Raw genomic sequence first — 22,800 nt, 5'->3', positions numbered from 1 at the left:
ACAACCCGTTAAATGCTAGTTTAGAAAAGCCGCTGACAAGCTTTTGTTATACTTTACCTATTACGATGACCTTGTCGTCCTTAAAATGGTGTGGAGGCACTACCAAGTTCATCGGTGGAGGTGTGTTTCGATGAACTCGCCCTGTTAAATCGAACTTTCCCTTATGACACCCACAAATAAAACCACCATTTGGTAGCTCAGGGTTTTCTTCAATCCTGACAGGGGTTAAAGAGCAGCCTAAATGAGTGCAGTGCCCGTCAACTACGAGATACTCGCGATTTATTGAGCGTAGAGTGGGGTCTATAGTTAATCCTTCTGCGAGAGGATAATTCTCAGAATCATAATCGTAAAAATGTTCAGGGTTAGTGTCTATAAGGTCGATTACCTGTTGGTCTCTTCTTACTATGTAAATAGTTCTGTTTTTCCATGTTGTAGCCATAGATTCGCCGTAAGCTAATTGACTTACATCCACTTCAACATTGGTAAGAGTGGACGGCTCGTTAAGTACTTTTAGCCAAAATGCTGTAACTTTCTGAAGCGATCTTGACAGTGACGTGGTAGCGGCTACTCCGCCTAAAAAACCAAGTGTACCTACAATAAAGCTTCGTCTAGAAAATCCTTTATTTTTCATAGTGAGTCCTAAACATTTAGCGGAACGAATTTAGTTTTGATTGAAATTCATTGGTATGTCAAAAAAAGTAGTGTTTTCTGAGTCATCATTCACCTCATCATTCTGACAATTATTGTCTCTCAATTCAGTGTACGGTTCCATTAGAGCAGAACAGATTAGAGTTTGAAATAAGACAATACATGTTGCATGAGACATATCAATAGTTTCTTATCCATGGTACTTAAAATGTCCAAAAGATTGCACCATCGACATCTGAGATAGATGTGCCGACTAATTTTTTGGGATATGAAGAGTTATCCGAAAGGTAGATATCGTCCGAAGATTCTGAAACGTTTATGTCCAAAAATGAGTTTGAAAATGATCAGACTTTATGTGATTACCAAGCGACTCGCAGTATATAGCGAAGACAGAATATGAACACAACAGTACTGAGAGTTGATAAATTACAAACCTTGTAGAAAGCCGCCTAAATCATAGCCAGTGTAACAATTGACTGATATCCTGATTGCGACAAAGCCGCTCGATAATTAGACCGACAATTCCCCTTCTAATGACACTTTAATACAAAAAATCGCAGTTCAACGCATTTTACACTGCCTTTGAAACACACTTATTTACAAATAAATTTGATAAATTAAAAAATAATTGAGTTTATTTTTCAAAAAAACTGTATCTTGAAGTTGTTATTGAGAATAAGAGGCGTTTCCCATGTCACATTTTGAATTAAGTCATAAACCAGCCACTAAAATATCTGAGAAAGTGGCCTATAAAATCACTCAGATCCTGAAGTTTACGCTCAACATTTTCTATGGAAGCAAGTATGCCAAGCGTGCTGTCATTTTAGAAACCATCGCTGCTGTTCCAGGCATGGTCGCTGGTATGTTCAACCATATGAAAGCGTTAAGGCGCATGAAAGACGATGAAGGTTGGATCCGAGAATTATTGGATGAAGCAGAAAATGAAAGAATGCACTTAATGATATTTTTGGATGTTGCTAAACCGAGCTGGATTGAAAGAGCTCTGGTTCTTATTGGCCAAGGTGTATTTATATTGGTTTACACTGTAATTTACCTATTGTCCTCAAAAATTGCTCATAGAGTCGTCGGTTATTTTGAAGAAGAAGCTTGTAAAAGCTATACAGAGTATCTTGGTAAAATTGATGACGGAGAGGTTGAAAACGTTACAGCCCCCCAAATCGCTATCGACTATTACCAGCTTTCAGCAGACGCAACGTTATACGATGTCATTTTGAGGATCCGTATGGATGAAGCTAAGCATCGTGATAAAAACCATTCATTTGCAGATGCTTATGAAAAAAGAGATTTACCTGCACATCAATACTAACTGTTATTTGTATTGAGCAAGTACCACGATAATCAGTGTCTTTTGAATAATATTTAACATCGTGGATATTTTATCAATAGACACTTGCCGAGAATGATCAGTATAGATGTCTTATCAGTATTGGTGAGCTCTCTGCACTATTACTCTGTCGAGCGTATGGATGAAGACAGTGAATCTTCGCTTGATGCTGCAAAACGAGAGTTGTATGAAGAAACCTCATTAACAGGCAATGATTGGATGCAACTAGATTCTATGTGTATGTTGCCTAAGATATTTTATGCTAGTCATGAAAACTGGCAGAGTCATCAATATGTTATGGGAGTTATGCGAGCGGCTTAACGTACACTCTTAAGGCGTTACATAACAAGTGTCAAAATTACCTCGGTTTTTTACAGTCCTTTCAGTCGGTCTTTGTGTTCCATAAGTAGGTTTATGGCGTCCAGATACTGGTATAACCCGTTAGCCTCGAGCTGATAAAGATCGACCTTATTATCTTCCAGTAATAACCCTCTACTTCTAGCCGTTTCCAACAAGTTGGTCTGTCTAAGCAGGCGGAAGAGTAAGCCATTGGTATTTTCTTCCGCTGAGCTGATTTCTTCCCTGAGTTGATTGTTAAGCGTGTACAACTGATTCGTCTCTTCAGGGACAATCATCGCGGGTGATAGCTTATCGTGCAGGATCAGACCTGAAAAGTAGGCAACGAGAAGGCCGATTGCTGTTATCAGGTTTACGCCCACGGTGAGATAACTGATTATAATGACAAGAACGGACAGGCCACAAATCCAGCTCAGTCGATTGAGGGTTTGCCTGCGCCTTTGCCCACGTTCAGCCTTTAACAGAATTTGGTTCAAGGTCAGAAGTTGCTGACAGCCGTCTTTTAGGTGGTTTTCATATAAAGCGATAGCCGTCATGGCTTCTTTTCCGTCGTCGCTGTTGATTGCTTGCTGGTTTTCTACGTGCTGATGTTGATCTATCTGGGTCATACCTAACTCACTTGTGTTAATGCTGAGCCATGAAAGATAAATAGACCCGGCTCTCAAGATACCAGTCATGTCGTTGAAAAGCGGAGAGAGCTGTCAGACTAAATAGTATCTCAAAAACATTAATTGGTTTTTATGAATTATATAATTGTCAGTGGCATCGATATGCTGGATGAAGCCAGAGAACGATTAAAGCCACTCTGATAGTCAATTAGAACAAGTTTCGTTTTAATCCAGTTAACTGCAATATTTTTGCTGAAATCTCTTCTACCGACAGTGATGAAGTATTGAGGTAAGGGATGGCTTCTTTTCTAAAGAGCAGCTCAACAGACTTTAGTTCATTACTACATTGTTGTGCACTTGCGTAGGTACTATTTGCTAATCGTTGATGTCTTATCTCTGAAAGTCGTTCACTGTCTATGGTTAAGCCAAATAGTTTATGTCGATGCATTTCAAATAATGGTAATAATTTGAGTTGCTGCATGTCTTCGCTAATAAATGGATAATTGATTACTCTAACGCCAAACTGCAATGCCATGTATAAACTTGTCGGTGTTTTTCCACTCCTCGAAACGCCTAACAGGATGAGGTCTGCTTGGTCAATGTCTTTAACTGAAAGACCGTCGTCGTGGTTTAGCGTGTATTCTACTGCCGAAATTCTGTCGAAGTACGCTTTCTCATCCTTATTTACGCTTCGGGAGCGCTGCAACTTAGGTTTAGCTTCTAGTTGTAAATCTTTCTGAATTGGCTCAACCAACGTACCTAAAATATCATAAATATGGGCATCAGCGGTCATGATGACCGACTTCACGTCGGGAACGACCGTTGATAAAAAAACAACAGGTTTGTTTTCCGCTATTTTGCTCACCTGATTTATACGCTGAACGGCTTCCTGAGCTTTAATGCTATTTTCGACAAACGGTATCGTTTGCTCGGAGACAATAAAAGGAAATTGACCCAATACAGCGTGGCCTAAAGTTTCACATGTGATAGCGGTTCCATCAGAAATATAAAACACATCACGTCTTTCGTTTAAATTTTGCATAATAAGTTGAATAATTCAAAAATATTTTATATTTGTATAAGAATAATACTGATACTAACACCATGCAAATCAGTTTTCTGTTCGATATTGGATATTTGCAACAAGATGACGACGGAAATAATTGCTTTCCCCCTACAAGATTAGCGACACAGCTCAGGAGAAACAACGTGAAACAGAACGTACTTTGGTTCAATACTTTATCAATGAATGATGTGGATAAAGTTGGTGGAAAAAATGCGTCACTCGGTGAAATGGTATCGAATTTAGCTCAAGTAGGTGTGTCCGTCCCCAACGGATTTGCTACAACATCGTATGCCTTTAATCAGTTTTTGGATTTTGACGGACTGGATGAACGTATTCATTCAATTTTAGACCTGCTTGATGTGGAAGACGTTGTAGCCTTAAGAGAAGCTGGTGAAAAGATCAGAAATTGGGTGTTACAAGCTCCGCTACCTCCATCGTTAGAGCAAGATATTCGCCATTGTTATGCTGAGCTTATCGATGGTGATAATAGTATGTCTGTTGCCGTGCGTTCGTCAGCGACGGCAGAGGATCTGCCAGATGCTTCTTTTGCTGGACAACAAGAGACGTTTTTGAATATCTGTGGGATAGATTCTGTCATTGAAGCGACTAAGCATGTATTTGCTTCATTGTTTAACGATAGAGCCATTTCGTACCGTGTTCATCAGGGATTTGACCATAGAGGTGTCGCGTTGTCTGCGGGTATTCAGAGGATGGTTCGCTCTGATAAAGGCGCATCAGGCGTCCTGTTTACCTTGGATACCGAGTCCGGATTTGATCAGGTCGTATTTATTACCTCCTCATGGGGATTGGGTGAAATGGTTGTTCAGGGAGCAGTGAATCCAGATGAATTTTATGTTCACAAACCTATTCTGGGTATGGGGTTTCATCCAATTTTGAAGAAGACCATGGGTTCTAAGTTAACAAAAATGACCTATGGAGACAGTCGACAATTAGGGAAGCAGGTTGAGATCGGCAGTACTAGTATTGCCGAGCAAGAAACGTTCTCAATTACTGAACAAGAGATCGTTCTATTAGCTCATCAGGCAATGATCATCGAAGAACACTATGGCTGCCCAATGGATATTGAGTGGGCTAAGGATGGCTTGACCGATGAACTATTTATTGTTCAAGCTAGACCAGAAACAGTTTGCTCAAGAAACGATACTAAAGTTATTGAAAGGTTCCAACTCAATAGCAAAGCCGATATTCTTGTTGAGGGGCGGTCTATTGGTCAGAAGATCGGTTTTGGTCCTGTTCGCCTTGTGAAAGATTTGAGTGAAATGGAATATGTTCAGCAAGGCGATGTCTTAGTAACGGATATGACAGATCCCGATTGGGAACCTGTGATGAAAAAAGCGTCTGCTATTGTAACCAACCGAGGTGGTCGAACTTGTCATGCCGCTATTATTGCCCGTGAGCTTGGGATCCCAGCTATCGTCGGTTGCCATGATGCCACTTCACAATTAAATGACCAACAGCTAGTGACGGTTTCTTGTGCGGAAGGGGAGACCGGGTTTGTTTATCAGGGAGAGTTGGATTTTGACGTTCGACGTTCAGAGGTTGATGAGTTACCGCAATTGCCAGCAAAGGTGATGATGAACGTTGGTAATCCAGATAGAGCATTTGGTTTTGCTTGTATGCCAAATGAAGGTGTTGGCTTGGCTCGTGTAGAATTTATCATCAACAAGATGATTGGAATTCATCCTAAAGCTTTGATTAATTACAATAAACAGTCACTAGAGACACAAAAAGAAATTGATCAACTGATACGTGGTTATGCTGACCCAATTGAGTTTTATGTCGCGAAGTTGTCAGAAGGTATATCTACGATAGCGGCCGCATTTTGGCCTAAGCGGGTGATTGTTCGGATGTCTGACTTTAAATCTAATGAATATAGCAATCTTATTGGAGGAAAGGAGTATGAACCACATGAAGAGAACCCTATGCTTGGTTTTAGAGGGGCATCACGATACGTATCATCGGATTTTGAAGACTGTTTCGAATTGGAGACCAGAGCTATTAAACGAGTTCGAAACAATATGGGTCTTAAGAATGTGGAGATAATGATCCCGTTCGTCCGAACACTAAGCGAAGCATCCTCAGTGATTGATCTTTTAGTAAAATTTGACCTTCGAAGAGGTGAAAAAGGGCTAAAAGTAATTATGATGTGTGAGCTGCCATCTAATGCTGTGTTGGCTGATGATTTTCTTCAATACTTTGATGGTTTTTCAATTGGATCTAATGATATGACTCAATTGACTCTTGGACTGGATAGAGACTCTGGCGATGTGGCACATATCTTTGATGAAAGAAACGCGGCCGTAAAAGCAATGTTGAAAATGGCTATCGATGCAGCAAATCGAGCGGGTAAATATGTGGGTATATGCGGGCAGGGCCCGTCAGATCATCAAGACTTTGCTAAGTGGTTAATTGATGAAGGTATTAGTTCTATATCTCTTAACCCTGATACCGTAGTTGATACATGGTTAACTTTAGGTAAACAGTTAGAAAAGTAATCTTTGAAGCGCCTAGTTGCGGATATTGCAGACCCAAGTCTACAATATCCCCTTCATCCAATGTTACTGCTTCGTTTAATTCGGCGTGACTTTTACACGAAGCATTCACTCTTATGCTTTGAATCCTTTTTCCCATGATTCACTTGTTTAAGTTGATCTTCTGTAGATGTCTTTTCATTGCGTATTTCGACGTCTTTAATGATGAGAAGCTTGCCTAAAGTCTCTTTCCTTATTGCCTGTATCATCACTGTCTCAACTCGACCGACCTGAACAAACGAATGAATAAAGTTTGTGAAAGTTAGCGAGCGAGATTGCGAATTGGAGATACGTGATCTTCGAACGGCACATGTCGTCGTAAAAATGTGACCCCTTCGACGAATTCAGGTGTACTGATTCGATCCATTCGAAAGTGGCGGAAATCACTACATGCAGGATCCCAGGCGACCAAATACCAAAGTGGTGGCAAGATCAACATAGCTTGCGGCTCAACATAGCGGTTGGTTACTGCTCCTTTTGCGTCACGGTATTGAAAGCGTAAATACAGTCGTTGTAGAAAAGCTGTCTCGAAAGCAGGCAGTAGCGCGGGGTCCATTTCTCCCATGTCGGTTATGTCCACTTGCGGTGCAAGTTTCGCGACATACAAGCAATCCAGTAGACGGCGCAGGTCGCCTAATTTGTCTGATGGTAATGCGCTTTCTATTTTGGCAAGCCCTACATCGGCGAGCCCCGAAAACGGAATACCTCCAGTTGCATACATCGATGCAACGCTGATGAGAAGTGCAAAGACCTCGGCGACCGAGAGTCGAATTGTGGTTTGAATAGAGCGTGGATCAAGTTGTAAGCCCCCTCCGCGTCCAGGTTCAGAATGGATGACAAAGCCCTCATCGCGCAGTGTGCAGATATCACGTAATACTGTACGCCTAGATGTACCAACCTCGTCCGCTAGGTCGGCGACCGTCGAAGTACCGTTGCGGCGAAGGATGCGCACGATGGTGTTTTGTCGTAGGCGAATATTCATTTCGTAAGGTTCCTATTCAATGGTGCCATTATTTGTCACCATTACCTTATATACTTTATCTGTCCACGTCAGCAAGGAGATGACGAAGGTGTCATGTACATCCGTAAATCGCTGACGCTGAAACGTGCGCCATCCAAAAAGGAGGTGCTGTTTGAACATCTAAAATAGATAAAGGAGAAAGTCATGTTTGATCCAACCGATTTCCCTAAACCCACTCTTATTTCAGTCAATGGTGTGAAACTTGAAGTCTTCGAAGCGGGTCTGCAAAATGTAGGAAGCCCCATTGTGCTTTGTCATGGTTGGCCAGAACATGCCTTTTCTTGGCGATATCAGATACCCGCGCTCGCAAGAGCGGGCTACCATGTCATTGTTCCAAACCAGAGGGGTTATGGCAACTCATCTCACCCGACAAAGGTAACGGCCTATGATATTGAACACTTGTCGGGTGATCTTATCGCACTTCTCGATCATTACGGATACGAAGATGCCACCTTTGTTGGTCATGATTGGGGGGCGATGGTCGTTTGGGGACTGGCCTTATTGCATCCAAACCGTGTTAACAAAGTGATAAATCTGAGCTTGCCTTACCAAGAGCGTGGAGAAACCCCTTGGATCGAGTTCATGGAACAGATACTTGGCAGTGATTACTATTTTGTCCACTTTAATCGACGTCCAGGCGTCGCAGATGCCATATTGGAGGAGAATACATTCCAGTTCCTTCGCAACCTGTACAGGAAAAATGAGCCGCAGAGAGAGCCAGAGCAGGGCATGGCGATGATCAATCTCGCCAGAGCAGAAGCACCACTCGGTGAGGCGATAATGAGCGACAACGAATTGTCCGTTTTCGTATCAACGTTTGAATCAACAGGGTTCACTGGCGGCATAAATTGGTATAGAAACCTTGATCGAAACTGGCGCTTACTGGCGGAAGTGAACCCAATTATCCAGCAACCTACGCTCATGATCTATGGCGACCGGGATATGATCCCGAAGTCTGAAAAACTAATAGAGTTTGTACCTAATGTAGACGTCGTCAATCTAGATTGTGGTCATTGGATCCAGCAAGAAAAGCCAGAAGAAACAAACCAAGCAATTTTAGAGTGGTTGGGACATCAGGCAACAACCTAACCCTAAGAGCGCCTCTAGGCGAAACGGAGCCTCCAAACGGATGGAAAGTATATTGGCATACTGTAAACAACGCGCGCCGATGCAAAAATTAGTGGTTAACTATTGGTGGCTAATTAAGGAGACAATAAGATGGCGGATCTGATTTTTTTCAAAAACCAAGAAGAATTTAACGTTTGGTTAGAAACGCATCATGCTGAAGTTAGTGAACTTTGGGTCGGTTTTTACAAAAAGAGCTCCGGGCGCGCAAACCTTACGTGGTCTACGTCGGTTGACACCGCTTTGTGTTTTGGGTGGATTGACGGCATACGAAAAACAATGGATAAAGAAAGCTATAAGATTCGCTTTACTCCGCGCAAAGCAAAAAGCGTATGGAGTGCTGTGAACATAAAGAAGGTAAAAACATTAATGCAACTTGGAAAGATGAAGCCAGAAGGAATCAACATCTTTAACAACAGAACCGATACAGAAGGTTATTCCTCCGAGCAGAGAAATGTGCCACTTGCCAAAGAGTATGAAGAACAGATCAGGCGAAACGAACCCGCTTGGTTGTTCTTTACTCATTTAGCACCATCCTATAAAAGAGATTCGATTTGGTGGGTGATGAGTGCGAAAAAAAAAGAAACACAATTTAAAAGGCTATGCATATTGATTGCATCAGCTGAAGCGTGTCTAAAAATACCAACCTTGCGAAAGAAGTAAATATGGCGACCTGTGGAACAGATGAGTTCAAGCCCGAGGTCTAGAATGTATTTGTCCAGAGGTGATCTCTCACTTTTCTTCACGTTGTGAACACTAGATATTCATCGTAGAGAGAATTAGAGTATTTAAATGTCGATTAACAAAAGATAAATTATGATATGGATCACTTTTATCTATTTTGCTCAATTGTTCTTTTATTTCATATCTGAGGTCACGTTGCCCTACTAAATGTGCGCGCTAAGACGCTTTGTATATGTGTTCAGAAAACTAGCAACATAGGTAAATGAACAAAGTGTGACTTGCTTAATGTTTAACCGCTTCTACTCCCTCCACCTCCTCCCACTGCGCCTTATGAATAGGATGAATTAATACTTTGAGGTTAGTTATATCCTCTGCCAATGGTGATAGTTACGTAGATCACCAGAGGAAGGCACTAAAAATAAGGGTAGTGCCTAGTGCAAAAAACTCATAAGAAAAGTGATAGAGATGAAACTAAAAAAACTCACACTGGCTTTCATGTCGCTTGGAATCGTTGCAGGTTGCAACGATAGTAGTTCAGATTCTGTACAACAAGTATCGGATACAGAACTTAGTGTTCAAGCTATGGATGGCTATTTAAGAAACGCTTTGGTTTGGCTAGATGTAAATGAAAATTATACCTTCGATGAAGGAGAACCCAATGCCAAAACAATAGCGTTGGGTAAGGCAACGATAGACCTAAGTGGTTTTAATGGAAACCCTACTGATTATTCATTAATGACACAGGTTATCAAAGGGGAAACGATTGATGAAGACAACCCCGAGATAACGCTAACGACGGGCTATATGATGATGGCCCCGAAAGGCTATTCGCAGATAAGCCCCATTACGACAATGCTCAGTTTAAAAATTGCGCAAGGGGCAACAGAAGAAGAAGCGCTCACTCAGATACGAGAAGAGTTGGCTATCCCAGATTTAGATCCTAAGCAAAACTATATTGCAGACGAAATAACGGTCGTCGCAAATTCGGCAAAAGCATTATCGCAGATTCTACCTAAAGATTTGGCAGACAACTCTACTTCGATAGCCGAAGAGCTTGAAAAATTGGTTAGTGGAGCAAAATCTTTAGGTGAAAAAATCAGTGCCGGAGACGATCTAAATAATCAATCTCTGCGTGTTGATATAAATGGAAAAGTTATCGTTGAAAGCGATAACGATTCAGATGGTGTTGCCGATTCTGACGACGTATTCCCAGATGATCCGAAAGAAAGTAAAGATTTTGATGCAGACGGAATCGGTGATCATAAAGACACTGATGATGATAATGATGGATGGTCCGATAAAGACGAAAAACGTCTGAATACCGATGCTTATGATGCTGAAGATATGCCACCAGAAAGCGCTAAAGATAAAGACAAAGATAAGTCACCAGATCTAGACCGAGATAATATTGCTGATGACAATGATACAGACATTGATGGCGATGGTTATGAGAATCCTGTTGATGCATTCCCACGGGACAAATTTGAATATTTAGACACCAATGGTGATGGTATCGGTGACTTTACGTCAAATGATGATGACGGAGATGGCATTACCGATAGCTTGGATCCTGAACCTAAAAAGGCTGCAGACAAAAGTACGCCTGTCGATCCTGAAACACCTCGTTATACAGAGACCGTTGTTTATTACAAACGTAGTGATAATACATACACCGATTGGGGACTTCATATTTGGAATAATGATGTGTGCAACTCAATCTCTGACGCTGGCTTAGAAGGCGTTACTTGGGACAAACCGTTGGCACCTGTTGCAATAGATGCCACTTACGGGGCTAAATTCGAGATAGACTTGAAAGAAGCTCACGGCAGTTGTATGAATTTTATCGTACATAAAGGCAATGATAAGGGCCTAGGTGATGGTGATTTGAAACTGGATCTCAGTAAAGGTAACACTATCTATACCTTTGATGGCGAGAGCCGTTTTTCTTATACCGCTGTAACGGAATTACCACCACTGCCAAAGGGAGAGGTGACGCTTAACGGCGCATCTGCGCACTGGCTAGAATTAAACAAAATTGCTTGGTCTGAGGCAGTAGAGGCAACGGTCTACGAATTGTGGGCTAAAGCCGATGGTGGCGGGAACATCAAAGTACCAGAAGCGTTTGAAAGTATTGCTTTGACTTTGGATGGTGAAACGAATAATCCCGAGTTCCCGCACCTCACTGGTCGTGCAGAACTGATTCTCGATGTCACGGTAGAAAAAGCAAAAGCTTTGCTTAAGAAACAGCTAGTCGTCGTGGCTAAGGATGATGAAGGTAACGTACTAGAGGCAACTAAGTTGCAAATACCAGGTGTAATAGATGTTATATATACCGCAAACGAAGCCGATGCCGACGAAGCACAATTGGGCTCTTGGGTTGACGGCGACAAAGCAATGTTTGCACTCTGGGCTCCAACGGCCAAAGAAGTAGAGCTCTATCTGTATAACGCAGACAAATCTTCGCGTTTTGAATCACCTGTTGCGATGACTGAAGACCCAATCACAGGTGTTTGGACATACGAAGGGAGCTCCGAATTAGAGAATGTATTCTACCGCTATCGTGTTAATGCTTATCATCCCAAAACAGGTAACATTGAATGGATGAGTTCAACCGACCCTTATTCGTTGTCATTAAGCACTTCTAGTCAGTATTCTCAGTTGGTTAACCTCAATGCGATAGAGACTAAGCCCGCAGGTTGGGATACTCAGACGATTGCAGAAATAGCGGCTCCAGAAGACAACATCATCTATGAGGTTCACATCCGTGATTTCAGTCAAAATGATGCAAAAGGTAACGAATCTTACGACGGTAAGTATCTAGCCTTTACGGAAGATGAACGCGACAGTGTCACTCACTTAAAGAGCCTCAAAGAAGCGGGCCTAACAACCGTTCACTTATTACCAAGCTATGATTTAGCCTCTGTCGATGAAGACACAACTAAACGTATAGAGATTGATAATACGGTCGCCCAATTGTGTACCGTTAATCCTAAGGCTTCTCTCTGTTCTAATGAGGTATCCAGAGGAGTAACGATTCGCTCTCTTCTAGATAATGCAGACCCTGCGACGGGTGAAGCACAGGAGATCATGGCAGACATTCGCCCATTAGATGGCTTTAACTGGGGTTATGACCCATATCATTACAGTGCGCCCGAAGGTAGCTATGCCGTAGAAAGTGATGGTGTCAGCCGTATTAAAGAATATAGACAAATGATAATGAAGCTGCACGATATGGGCTTTAGAGTGGTACAGGACGTGGTGTATAACCACACCTTTTCATCGGGTCTATATGATAAATCGGTACTGGATAAAACGGTCCCTGGTTACTATCACCGTTTAGACCCAGAAACAGGAAATGTTGCCAATTCTACATGTTGTGATAATACGGCCTCTGAAAACCGTATGTTTGAAAAGCTTGTAGAAGACAGCGTTGCGATGTGGGCTGAACAATACAAAATAGACGGTTTCCGTTTCGACCTCATGGGGCACTTGATGAAGTCGAGTATGGAAAAAATCTACGCGAAGGCAAAAGCGGTTGATCCGGACAATTGGTTTTATGGAGAAGGCTGGAACTTTGGTGAGGTACAGGATGGTGTTCGCGGTGAAAATGCCACTCAGTGGCCAATGGCAGGGACAGGGATAGGAACCTATAACGATAGACTTCGTGATGGTGTTAGAGGTGGCAGCGATACGGCGCGAGATAACCCTGGGTTTGCGAATGCAGGAAATCGTTTCAGTGCCAAAGTGAAGTCCAATATGGATCTGATTCGTTATGGTATGGCTGGAAACCTACAGGAATATCCGCTAACAACATCGAGTGGCAGTACTGTTTCTGGGAAAGAATTCAAGTATGGCGGACATGGTGCCGGTTACACAAAAGACCCTCAAGAATCTATCAATTACGTTTCTAAGCACGATAATCAAACGCTTTGGGATATAAACCAATACAAAGCGGAAGACTCGGTAACGTCGGGTGACCGTGCGCGTATGCAAATTGTAGGGTTAGCGCCAGTCATGTTGGGTCAAGGCGTGCCATTTTTACATATGGGGTCAGAATTACTTCGTTCTAAATCAATGGAGCGAGATAGCTATGATTCTGGTGATTGGTACAACAAAGTGGATTTTTCCAAGCAAACCAACAATTGGAATGTAGGTTTACCGCGCGCCGATAAAGACAAAGGTAACTGGGAAACCATTAAATCCATCATAAGTAACCCAAATACGATAGCAAAACCAACCGATATTGAGTGGACGGATGCAAGGTTTAAAGAGCTTCTTAAGATTCGATCTACTACACCACTGCTCAAATTGACCAGTGAAAAAGACATTGTGGACAGAGTTAAGTTTCTAAACTCTGGGGCAGCATCGGTAGCAGGTGTTATCGTGATGAGTGTGGACGATGGGACAAAAGCAGGTACCGATTTAGACAGTAACTATGACGCTATGGTCGTTGCTATCAATGGCCATTCACAACAACAGTCGGTTTCAGTTGAAGGGGTAACAGGCTTCGAACTTCACCCCGTTCATGCAAGTTCTGATGACGTCAAACTTAAACTAGCCACCTTTTCCGAAGGGAAATTTACACTTCCCGGCCTAACTGCCGCTGTCTTTGTTCAAAAACAAGTGGGGGCTCAAGGTGCTGGTTTATCAAAATTGACGACGAATATTATTGAGGGTGACGTTCCTACTTATGGTGAAACGGCTCTTCTCGTTAGAGGGGACATGAACAGTTGGGGCACAACAGATAGCATGGCCTACACGGGCAATGGAACCTATCAGTTACTGCTAAACTTAGAAGCTAAAACGTATACCTTCAAACTAGCAGATGCCGATTGGGGCAGCGTTAACTTTGGCTATGATCAGGTTACGATCGCAGATGGCTCAATGGCTTTAACGAATACTAACGGTAATATTCAGTTGGTCGTTACTCAGCCGGGTACCTATAAAATCACGGTTGATGCTTCTGGTAATAAGTCCAAACCTGTGCTGATAATCAATCCGACTTATGCCTGTTATCAGGGTGAAGGTATTGGTTGTGATCTCAGAATCTATCAAGTGATGGTGGAGTCTTTTGTTAACGGTGACGACACGATTAACTATGAGCAAGGTTACGGTTCTTCTCACCACAAAGGTGACTTACAAGGTGTTATTGATAGCCTAGATTACATTAGAAGCCTTAATGTTAATGCGGTTTGGTTAACGCCAGTGTTTAACTCTTGTAAGGGAGCAAGTGGTGATGTGAAGTTAGACGCAACGGGTTACTTCGCCTGTGATTTCTTTAATGTGGATCCAAACTTTGGAACAAATGAGAAGCTCAAAGAGCTGATTGATACGGCTCATACTAAAGGCATGTATGTGTTTCTTGATGGTGTGTTTGGGCATACAAACTTGACAAGTATTGCGCCTTCTCCGACAGGTTTGACGCCTACACTCAAAGAAGGTGAAAGCGGCTACCCCGGCCAACTTGTTGTCTATCCAGATACAGGTAGTGAAGCCTTCTTTACCGAGGTGGCGACATACTGGATTAAAGAGTACAAAATTGATGGGTGGCGTTTAGATCAAGCTTACCAAGTACCGGTTGCCACATGGGCTAACATACGTACCGCAATAGAAACGGCGGCTAAAGCAAATAAAATGGCTGGTGAAGCATGGGGAACACTGGGTTATATGGTCGGTGAAACCTGGAAAGGTGCGGATGAAATTGCGAGTACCACCTATGGTGCGAATGGGTCACCGGGCTTATTGTCTGCATTCAATTTCCCATTACGTTACGGTGTGGTTCAAGCTCTAGCGGTGGATGAATCCGGAGCTTCGGGCAATGCGACTAAGCTAAACGCAGATTGGAATGCGATGGAAAAATATCCGTTCCATGCGTTACCGAATCTAATGTTGGGTAACCATGATCTTGTTCGATTTGGTGACTTAATTCAGCGTGGGAATCTGTCAGACGCCGCACTACGCCATAAAGCTGCCTTTAGCTTTTTGACTGCATATTCTGGCCCAATTACGTTCTACTATGGCGATGAAATTGGTGACGAACTAGCAGGCTTTTCTGCAAAAGTGACTGAGAGCTGCGTCGATGTGGGGCAGTGTGACGATCATGTTTCTCGCACCAGCGGCAAGATTGAGGGTGTCGTTGATAGCGTCACTCTTGATGATAAGCAGAAAGGTATTAAGAGCTGGTTAGCCAAGGCTATGCAGATAAGGGCGGACAACCCGGCACTATATAAAGGCAACCGCATTAACTTGCTTACGTCAGAAAATATTTACGCTGATTTGAAGGTCTACAACGATCAGCAAATCGTATATATCTTGAATGTTTCGACTAATGCAGCCGAGTTTGACCTTGATATGAGCCTAGTTAAGGATGCGACCGAGCTTGTCAATCTAATGACCGATGAAAAAATATCGGTTGATGATAACAAAACGACGCTTGTTATTCCTGCGTTAAGCGGTCTTCTATTCAAGCTTAATTAACCGGCATTATTAATAATGTTAAAGCCCAGACTCGCTGATAGTCTGGGCTTTTTTATCGGTTTAAGTGTGGATATCGTAGAGAAATACTGGTTTGTTACTGCAACTTGCTTATAAAAAACAGCTGCTGGTGCTGATGGCCCCACTTCATATCTTGATCATGCCAAGAACCTTTACCCATTTTTAGCGATGCTACTACTTCTGAATGTATAGTCATGGTACTCAATGCATATCCGGCCTGTTTGCGCATCGTTATATCAACTCCATCTATGGGTAACACTTTCGGGTATTCGAGCTTTTCAATTTCAACATTTTGTTTTGTTGTTTTAACTTGCCAGAACTCAGTTTCTGTAATCTTGGGTGAAGTTGAGGTTTCTCGTTCAATAACTTCAGCTGATTGTGCATCCTGAAATTCAGGAACCGTGTTTGAACTATTGATGACAGCTGGAATGATAACTTACAAACCTAAATAAATTATGAAAACGAAAGAGATGGCAAAACCACTTCCAAAAACAAGTCCATTTAAAAATCGTTTAAACTCGCCGTTACCTCATTTGAATATAACGCAGAGCTAACCAACGCCGCTTGCGAGGTCTTGAGGGTTACGGATTAGAATTAGGCCAAGCCAGAAAAACCAAATTATTTGAGATACTCCAAACATTTCAGTTAAAATTTCTGCCGGATAGACAGTTAAAATTCCGATCGAACCAACAATGATACCCAAACAGTTTAATGGCAAAGAAAATTCTTTTGCCTTCAAGGCCGCTACACTCAATAAAAGGACCCATAGACCACCAATCAATTCGTTACCACCACCTAAACTTTCTACAATAATATTAATCACGCCCCATACTTCCAAGGCTTTATCGGGGTTATCGGAGGCAATATTTAGTACTGAGGCTAAACCAATGTTTGAAATCATTCCGCTCGCGATAACCAAGCCAACCCACACAGCTCCAAATAGCGTTGCTACTTGAATAAGGGCCGGACACTTATCTACCAATTTTTGATAGATTCCGACGACCAGTATCGCCAATAAACATCCAAAAATAATGTACATAAGAAAATTGATTGCCGAAAAACTAAACTGATGCTCTCGCATAAATGACATGATTTGAGTTGAGTCACCGCCATGAGGAAACTCCCATAGCGCTCCAAAATATAAAAACGCCAAAATATATATGATTCCTTCTCCAATCGCGGAGAAACCCGAAAGTAGTTGCAGTTGCCTCATATTTTAATCCCTGTTCATTCACGGAATGGAAAGCTAACGTCCATATTATGTTTGTGGTTACATTACTTTATTAAGGTAAGTGGCAAAATGGTTTCCAATGTTTTTTGGAATCAACACGATCAAAGCCATCAGGATCTTGCGCAATTACATCTAACTCTATTTTCAAAAAATCGGGGTAAGCGGTTAAAAAACGAGTAATGCCCTGCATTAGGAATTATTTTGTAAGTTAACAACCTTGTATTTTGAAGACCATTTTTTATTATTTGGGAGTTATACTTCTCAGTTAACTCCTCGTCTTTCTCAGAAACTAATAATAAAGTAGGAATATTCACATTCCTAACGAGTTTTTTGACAAAAATGGAGCCCCCCACAGGAGACATTAATATTTGTGCACTAATTCGAGTATCTTTAGAAGTCACAATTACGTTTTGAGTTGTTGCTCGTAACACTTCTGAACTCTCCTATTTGAACCTTTTGATCCTCTCATATATCGCTCTCTTTTTTGAATTTTGCTAGTGTTAATCCATAAATACATAGCACGAGAATCAATCCCCCAGTTATTTGGAAAAGCTCGATCTGGTCGCCTAGAAAGAGGTAAGCCAGCACCATCGTTACTGCTGGCCAAGGCGTAATGATGGAACTTGCAAATGAGACATCAATATATCGTACAGCATAAAACCAAAGGATCAGTTCGAGAAAGTATACTAATCCCATGATCACAGACGTTGCCTGAAAGACTATATCAAAACTGGCTATTATCTCGTTGGGAGCAATAACTGTGAGGGCGATAGAGAGAAAAAGGGCTGAAATTGCAACTCGGAAAAACGTAACTTGTATTGGGGTTATTGGAGTACGACCGAGTTCTTCTTTAATTATGACGTGTGCGATACTCCAGAGCAATGGTATACAGAGGGAAACGAGGAACCATGTTGATACTCCAGACAAAAGCAATGTTCCATCGGTTCCTAAGTAGTAAAGTATAATAACAAGCCCGGCGGTCAACGCTAGTTCAACAGGCGACTTTTTCCGTTTTAAGAAAAGGCTTTCCCATAAAATGACGAAAAGTGGATAGGCTTGGATGGCAATAGAAGTATTCACTGCGCCAGCTTTTTCTATTCCGAGTACATAAAGATAAGTCGATAAACCAAATAAACTACCAGTAAATAACGTGGTCAAAATTATACGATTGCGTTCTTGGGGTGAACGTTTTGAACCGAAAATGCCTTTCGTTTTATTTCTAAGCTCATAGATAAATAAAGGTAACGCAAAAACCACTTGCCAGACAGACAACGCAAATGCGAATGAAAGCGCTCCAACACCTAATGGTCGAAGGTTAGAAATTATCGGCATCATCCCTAAGAGAACCAAGCAGATTAGAGATAAAGTTACACCCTTACTTATAGAGGAGGTCGCGTAAAACATAGAATACCACTGAGTAAAAATTGTACTGATTTATTCATTATTGCGCTTGATAAAAATCAGTGCAATTGATATATTGCACTGATGGCAATCTGGATACCAAATCTCAACGGCCGAAGCGGGCCCATATACAAGCGGATCGTAGAAGCAATGGCTGAAGATATCGCTTCAGAAATGCTGACGAAAGGCACACAACTGCCGCCACACCGTATACTGGCTTACAAACTTGGTATCTCACCTAACACGACAAGCCGAGCCTATAAAGAAGCCGTCAAACGAGCGCTTATCCAGGGTGAAGTTGGGCGAGGTACGTTTGTTCGTTCCATCAATGAAAATCTACCTGTGGGTGCTCTTGCTGATTTAAATCGTGAAGTTAAGGGACCCATTGATCTGTCGCGTAATCTACCAATGCCTGGTTTTGCTGACACTGATATCAAGCGTATTCTTAAAGACATTTCTTATAGTGGAAATGTATCTGCCTTACTCGATTATCAGACGAAAGATGACCTTTCGACTCACAAAGAGGCTGGCAAAATTTGGTTAACTGGCTGCGGGATTGATGCTAATACGGATCAAATAATTCCGACTATGGGGGGGCAACATGGCATATTGTGTGCACTCATGGCACTTCTTCAGCCTGGTGATTTGTTATTAACCGAGGCATTGACCTATATACCAGTAATCGCAATAGCAGAACGTCTTGGTTTGTATACTGCAACCGTTGCTATGGATGATGGCGGTGTTATACCTGAATCATTTGAGCAGCTTTGTATTCAAGCAAAACCCAAAGCATTTTACCTCACACCAACATTACAAGCTCCAACAACTGTAACGTTATCACTTCATCGTCGTAAAGAAATTGCGGAGATCGCTGAGAAGTATAATGTGATTCTCATCGAAGATGATGTGTTCGCTCCTCTCAAGAGGAATCGAGCAGTTCCTATCGCATTGCTAGCGCCCGAACATACCGTTTATATCACCAGTCTGTCGAAGACTGTCGCTCCCGGATTACGAGTGGGCTTTTTGTACTTTCCTTCTCGTTTTTCTCTTGCTTTGAGTCATACGGTAAATCTAAGCATCTGGATGACGCCACCGTTGACAATGGAAATTGCTGCAAGATTAATCAACGATGGCACTGCGAAAACACTAAGCATAAAGCAAAGCGCAGCCGCAGAGGAGCGTCAAACACTGGCGCGTTCTATCTTGACTGGTTTGGACTTTATGGCGGATCCGCAAGGCTTTCATATCTGGATCCCTCTTCCGGATCAGTTCAGAGCGGACCACTTCTGTATGGAATGTGCGAAATATGGCGTGCTCGTAAATAACGGACGATGTTTTGCACCAAACGTCGCCGATGCCCCTGAAGCTATAAGAATATGCTTAAGCCATGAAGTAGACAAAATAAGAGTTGCTCGAGGCCTTAATATCTTAGCAAAATTAATCCAAAAACCACCTAGTATATCCGCATTTGAGATATGAATTAATTTTGATCTGCACTAATAATACTGGATACTCGGCTTAACTTTATAACTCTATTACCACAACTCGAAGTGATTAGTTTAATTGGCAGTAGTTAACTATTTATGTCCATTTCCTTCCTACTACAATCGTGATGACTAAATAAAGAAGGAGGCCATCATGGTGGTTTTCAACAAAATGAAACGAAGTGAGGTGAAAAAGCCTTTTCGGCTTGAGGAAGTTTGGCGGATCAGAACCAGACTAGAGATTGAAAATAGTTTGATGTAGCTTGCGCTACTTAACTTAGCTATTGATAGCAAACTTAGAGCGAGTGATTTGCTCCCGCTCAGGGTTTGCGATATATCTTCGCAAGATAGGATATTTAATCGTGTTAAGCATATCCAGAGAAAAACAGACATTGAAGTTCAATTTGAAATAACGACAAGAACGCACCAAAGTTTAATGAAATGGATTTTTATTGCTTCACTAAATGCCAGCGACTTTCTTTTTCTAAGGCAAAGAAGAAAGGGACAACCAATCAGCTATTCGTACTATCGATACTTTGTTAGAAAATGGGCGTCAAATCTTGGGCTTGGTCCTAACTTGTATGGCCCCCATTCGATGAGACGAACCCAAGCGACATTAGTTTATGCAAAAACGAAAATATTCGAGCTGTTCAGCTTCTACTTGGACATACAAAGGTAGATAACACGATCCGCTACCTTGGTGTTGAATTAGAAGACGCATTGTTACTTTCTAAAGGAACTGATGGTTAGTAGAAAGGAACCCTATTTTTTAAGGGGTCCATTAGCCACTTTTCTGACAAGCTGTTGCCCAATTGTGTGTTTCGACCGATTGAACACACTCTTCACTAAAGCATCATTTGACTTACTTTTTTTCATGCCTAGAATTCTAACTATCTGACCAAATTTGCTAACCCACTACACTGTCAGTCGTTGGGAGTGGTTAAACAGCACTTTTACCTTGAAAAACATGGTCTCTAAAGGACTTGTTGCCGTTAAATTGTCATATTTTCGAGCTTATTGCGACTAATTGGTAAAAAGTCTGCCGTTCCGATACAGTTTGTTCTACAATCTGCGACCGTATTTTTGGTTATGCTTTACGTGGTCGTAGCCGCTTAATTTTAGGAACACAACAATGTCATTTTCATCTCAGAATTTTTCTCCAGAAATTGTGAAAGCACTGTCCGAGTGCGGCTACGAAAAACTTACTCCTGTTCAGCAGAAAGCGATCCCACTCGCTCGTAAAGGGTACGATATCTTAGCGAATGCTCAAACAGGGACAGGCAAAACTGCCGCTTTCGCTCTGCCAATTATTCAGCAGCTATTAGACAAGACCAAAGTTAATAACCATTTTCAAACACGAGCACTGGTTCTTGCACCAACTCGTGAATTGGCCGCACAGATTGCGCAAAGCATTGAAGATTATATCAAGTACACATCATTGAGTGTTGCTGCCATTTATGGTGGCGTGAAAATGTCATCTCAGGTTCAAAAGCTAAAGAACGGTGTTGACATTTTAGTGGCAACACCAGGTCGCTTAATTGAGCATCTGGATGAGAAAAGTGTTTCCCTACAGAACCTTGAGTTCTTGGTTTTCGATGAAGCCGACCGTATGTTAGACATGGGCTTTATTTCATCAATTGAAACCATTATGTCTGGTGTTTCAACGAAGCCACAGACTATGCTGTTCTCGGCGACGTTCTCTCCGCAAATGAACAAACTAGCGACGGAAATGTTGAATCAACCGAAAAGAGTATCCGTAGCTCAAGAAAACGTGACGGCAGACACTATCGCGCATGTTGTCTACCCAGTAGACCAAGAAAGAAAGTATGAAATGTTATCTGAACTTATTGGTCGTAAGAATTGGAAACAGGTATTGGTCTTTGTGAACTACAAAGAAACGGCCAACATGTTATTGAAAGAACTCAAACTAGACGGCATTAAAGCGGTACTATGTCACGGTGATAAAGCACAAAGTGCCCGTCGTAGAGCGCTTGACGAGTTTAAAGAAGGCAAGGCGCGTGTGATGATTGCAACCGATGTGGCTGCTCGCGGCTTAGATATTAAAGACCTTCCGCACGTAGTGAATTTCGATATGCCATTTTTGGCAGAAGATTATGTTCACCGTATTGGCCGAACAGGTCGAGCTGGCCAAAAAGGACACGCTGTGTCTTTTGTCAGCCGTGAAGAAGAACTGACGTTGCAACAAGTAGAGTCGTTAATTGGTCATACGATTAGACGTGTAGAGCAAGCAGGCTACGAGCCAAAAAACCGTGATGCACTATTGCAGAAAATGCATAGCAAACCAGCGTTCAAAGACCGTAAAACTCGTACGAACAACCCTTCTGATGCCAGCCAGGGTTCTGCTGAGAGATGCGCTCGATTACGTAATATCGTGAGAAATAGAGCTACAGCCACTAAGAAGTAAGCGAGTCAACGCACACTAAACGCCGATGATGCAAATCAATCGGCGATTTTTTGTTTTGCCCAGTGAGATCTCTTTCTACTCTCGCTTTATTTCCAACCTTCGATTTCCATGCTTGTTCAATAATTCATAAGAGATCAAATCGCAGCTATCAAAAAGTGTTAACTCGACTTAGGCAGTAACGCCGATTACATTCGTCCTAAAGTGACCTTCGAGCTTGTCACAACTTGGGTGTTAAGTTAATTCTGGTTGGTAACCGAGCTAAACATGATGTATCGATCACTAACTATTGCAATCAAAGCGAAGTCTTGGAACTGGCTTTTGGTGCATAATTCGGACACACTTATCACAAGCGTTTAAG

13 protein-coding genes and 2 pseudogenes are annotated in these 22,800 nt (G+C 42.0%); 9 read left to right on the top strand and 6 right to left on the bottom strand.

What is annotated here, in order from left to right; translation table 11 throughout:
- Positions 1–46: 46 nt before the first annotated feature.
- Positions 47–631, bottom strand: coding sequence for a ubiquinol-cytochrome c reductase iron-sulfur subunit (gene petA, locus L3V77_RS19480; protein ID WP_275137904.1), 585 nt, complete (start codon positions 629–631; stop codon positions 47–49).
- Between the two features lie 708 nt (positions 632–1,339).
- Here petA and L3V77_RS19475 point away from each other — a divergent pair.
- Both L3V77_RS19475 and L3V77_RS19470 read left to right on the top strand, forming a co-directional pair.
- Positions 1,340–1,975, top strand: a complete 636-nt coding sequence (locus L3V77_RS19475) for an alternative oxidase (RefSeq protein WP_275137903.1) — start codon at positions 1,340–1,342, stop codon at positions 1,973–1,975.
- A 162-nt stretch (positions 1,976–2,137) separates the two neighbouring features.
- Positions 2,138–2,290, top strand: a pseudogene (locus tag L3V77_RS19470) (NUDIX domain-containing protein); the annotation flags it as partial.
- Positions 2,291–2,364: 74 nt separating this feature from the next.
- Here the strand turns inward: L3V77_RS19470 and L3V77_RS19465 are convergent.
- Together L3V77_RS19465 and L3V77_RS19460 are read right to left on the bottom strand one after the other, a co-directional pair.
- The gene (locus L3V77_RS19465) at positions 2,365–2,958 is read right to left on the bottom strand and encodes a hypothetical protein (protein ID WP_275137902.1); all 594 of its coding nucleotides are present in this window, start codon (positions 2,956–2,958) and stop codon (positions 2,365–2,367) included.
- A gap of 208 nt (positions 2,959–3,166) precedes the next feature.
- Positions 3,167–4,000, bottom strand: a complete 834-nt coding sequence (locus L3V77_RS19460) for a pyruvate, water dikinase regulatory protein (protein WP_275137901.1) — start codon at positions 3,998–4,000, stop codon at positions 3,167–3,169.
- Positions 4,001–4,167: 167 nt separating this feature from the next.
- Between L3V77_RS19460 and ppsA the strand changes: the two genes are divergently transcribed.
- Positions 4,168–6,540, top strand: a complete 2,373-nt coding sequence (gene ppsA, locus L3V77_RS19455; RefSeq protein ID WP_275137900.1) for a phosphoenolpyruvate synthase — start codon at positions 4,168–4,170, stop codon at positions 6,538–6,540.
- Positions 6,541–6,838: 298 nt separating this feature from the next.
- On the opposite strand, the gene L3V77_RS25080 is transcribed toward ppsA, so the two are convergent.
- Entirely contained in the window at positions 6,839–7,558 is a 720-nt protein-coding gene (locus L3V77_RS25080) for an HTH domain-containing protein (RefSeq protein ID WP_342752111.1), read from the bottom strand.
- A gap of 183 nt (positions 7,559–7,741) precedes the next feature.
- Here L3V77_RS25080 and L3V77_RS19440 point away from each other — a divergent pair, with 183 nt between their 5' ends.
- From L3V77_RS19440 to pulA, 3 genes are all read left to right on the top strand, one after another.
- Complete coding sequence (locus L3V77_RS19440) at positions 7,742–8,686, top strand: alpha/beta hydrolase (RefSeq protein ID WP_275137899.1); 945 nt, start codon at positions 7,742–7,744, stop codon at positions 8,684–8,686.
- A gap of 129 nt (positions 8,687–8,815) precedes the next feature.
- Positions 8,816–9,385 carry a YdeI/OmpD-associated family protein gene (locus tag L3V77_RS19435; protein ID WP_275137898.1) on the top strand — a complete coding sequence of 190 codons (570 nt, stop codon included), beginning with the start codon at positions 8,816–8,818 and terminating at the stop codon, positions 9,383–9,385.
- Positions 9,386–9,865: 480 nt separating this feature from the next.
- Entirely contained in the window at positions 9,866–15,883 is a 6,018-nt protein-coding gene (gene pulA, locus L3V77_RS19430) for a pullulanase-type alpha-1,6-glucosidase (RefSeq protein WP_275138262.1), read from the top strand.
- A 568-nt stretch (positions 15,884–16,451) separates the two neighbouring features.
- Here the strand turns inward: pulA and L3V77_RS19425 are convergent.
- Both L3V77_RS19425 and L3V77_RS19420 read right to left on the bottom strand, forming a co-directional pair.
- The gene (locus L3V77_RS19425; protein WP_275137897.1) at positions 16,452–17,114 is read right to left on the bottom strand and encodes a hypothetical protein; all 663 of its coding nucleotides are present in this window, start codon (positions 17,112–17,114) and stop codon (positions 16,452–16,454) included.
- 483 nt (positions 17,115–17,597) lie between these two features.
- Entirely contained in the window at positions 17,598–18,467 is an 870-nt protein-coding gene (locus tag L3V77_RS19420; RefSeq protein WP_275137896.1) for a DMT family transporter, read from the bottom strand.
- Positions 18,468–18,683: 216 nt separating this feature from the next.
- Between L3V77_RS19420 and L3V77_RS19415 the strand changes: the two genes are divergently transcribed.
- The 3 genes and pseudogenes from L3V77_RS19415 to L3V77_RS19405 all read left to right on the top strand — a co-directional run bounded on the left by L3V77_RS19415 (position 18,684) and on the right by L3V77_RS19405 (position 22,442).
- Positions 18,684–20,012, top strand: a complete 1,329-nt coding sequence (locus L3V77_RS19415) for a PLP-dependent aminotransferase family protein (protein ID WP_275137895.1) — start codon at positions 18,684–18,686, stop codon at positions 20,010–20,012.
- Between the two features lie 159 nt (positions 20,013–20,171).
- Positions 20,172–20,767 (top strand): annotated as a pseudogene (locus L3V77_RS19410) (tyrosine-type recombinase/integrase).
- 382 nt (positions 20,768–21,149) lie between these two features.
- Positions 21,150–22,442: a DEAD/DEAH box helicase gene (locus L3V77_RS19405; RefSeq protein WP_275137894.1), complete on the top strand. Its 1,293-nt coding sequence runs from the start codon at positions 21,150–21,152 to the stop codon at positions 22,440–22,442.
- Positions 22,443–22,800 lie beyond the last annotated feature (358 nt).

The organism is Vibrio sp. DW001, assembly GCF_029016285.1.
Lineage (GTDB): Bacteria > Pseudomonadota > Gammaproteobacteria > Enterobacterales > Vibrionaceae > Vibrio.
The sequence above is the reverse complement of the archived record's forward strand: the minus strand, read 5'-3'. Positions and strand labels throughout refer to the sequence as shown.

What these genes read in the sequence shown, in the direction of transcription:
- L3V77_RS19475 (WP_275137903.1), top strand. Translation starts at nt 1,340, where the DNA reads ATGTCACATTTTGAATTAAGTCATAAACCAGCCACTAAAATATCTGAG.
- L3V77_RS19405 (WP_275137894.1), top strand. Translation starts at nt 21,150, where the DNA reads ATGTCATTTTCATCTCAGAATTTTTCTCCAGAAATTGTGAAAGCACTG.
- L3V77_RS19420 (WP_275137896.1), bottom strand. Translation starts at nt 18,467, where the DNA reads ATGATGCCGATAATTTCTAACCTTCGACCATTAGGTGTTGGAGCGCTT.
- L3V77_RS25080 (WP_342752111.1), bottom strand. Translation starts at nt 7,558, where the DNA reads ATGAATATTCGCCTACGACAAAACACCATCGTGCGCATCCTTCGCCGC.
- L3V77_RS19415 (WP_275137895.1), top strand. Translation starts at nt 18,684, where the DNA reads ATGGCTGAAGATATCGCTTCAGAAATGCTGACGAAAGGCACACAACTG.
- L3V77_RS19465 (WP_275137902.1), bottom strand. Translation starts at nt 2,958, where the DNA reads ATGACCCAGATAGATCAACATCAGCACGTAGAAAACCAGCAAGCAATC.
- L3V77_RS19440 (WP_275137899.1), top strand. Translation starts at nt 7,742, where the DNA reads ATGTTTGATCCAACCGATTTCCCTAAACCCACTCTTATTTCAGTCAAT.
- L3V77_RS19425 (WP_275137897.1), bottom strand. Translation starts at nt 17,114, where the DNA reads ATGAGGCAACTGCAACTACTTTCGGGTTTCTCCGCGATTGGAGAAGGA.
- L3V77_RS19460 (WP_275137901.1), bottom strand. Translation starts at nt 4,000, where the DNA reads ATGCAAAATTTAAACGAAAGACGTGATGTGTTTTATATTTCTGATGGA.
- petA (WP_275137904.1), bottom strand. Translation starts at nt 631, where the DNA reads ATGAAAAATAAAGGATTTTCTAGACGAAGCTTTATTGTAGGTACACTT.
- L3V77_RS19435 (WP_275137898.1), top strand. Translation starts at nt 8,816, where the DNA reads ATGGCGGATCTGATTTTTTTCAAAAACCAAGAAGAATTTAACGTTTGG.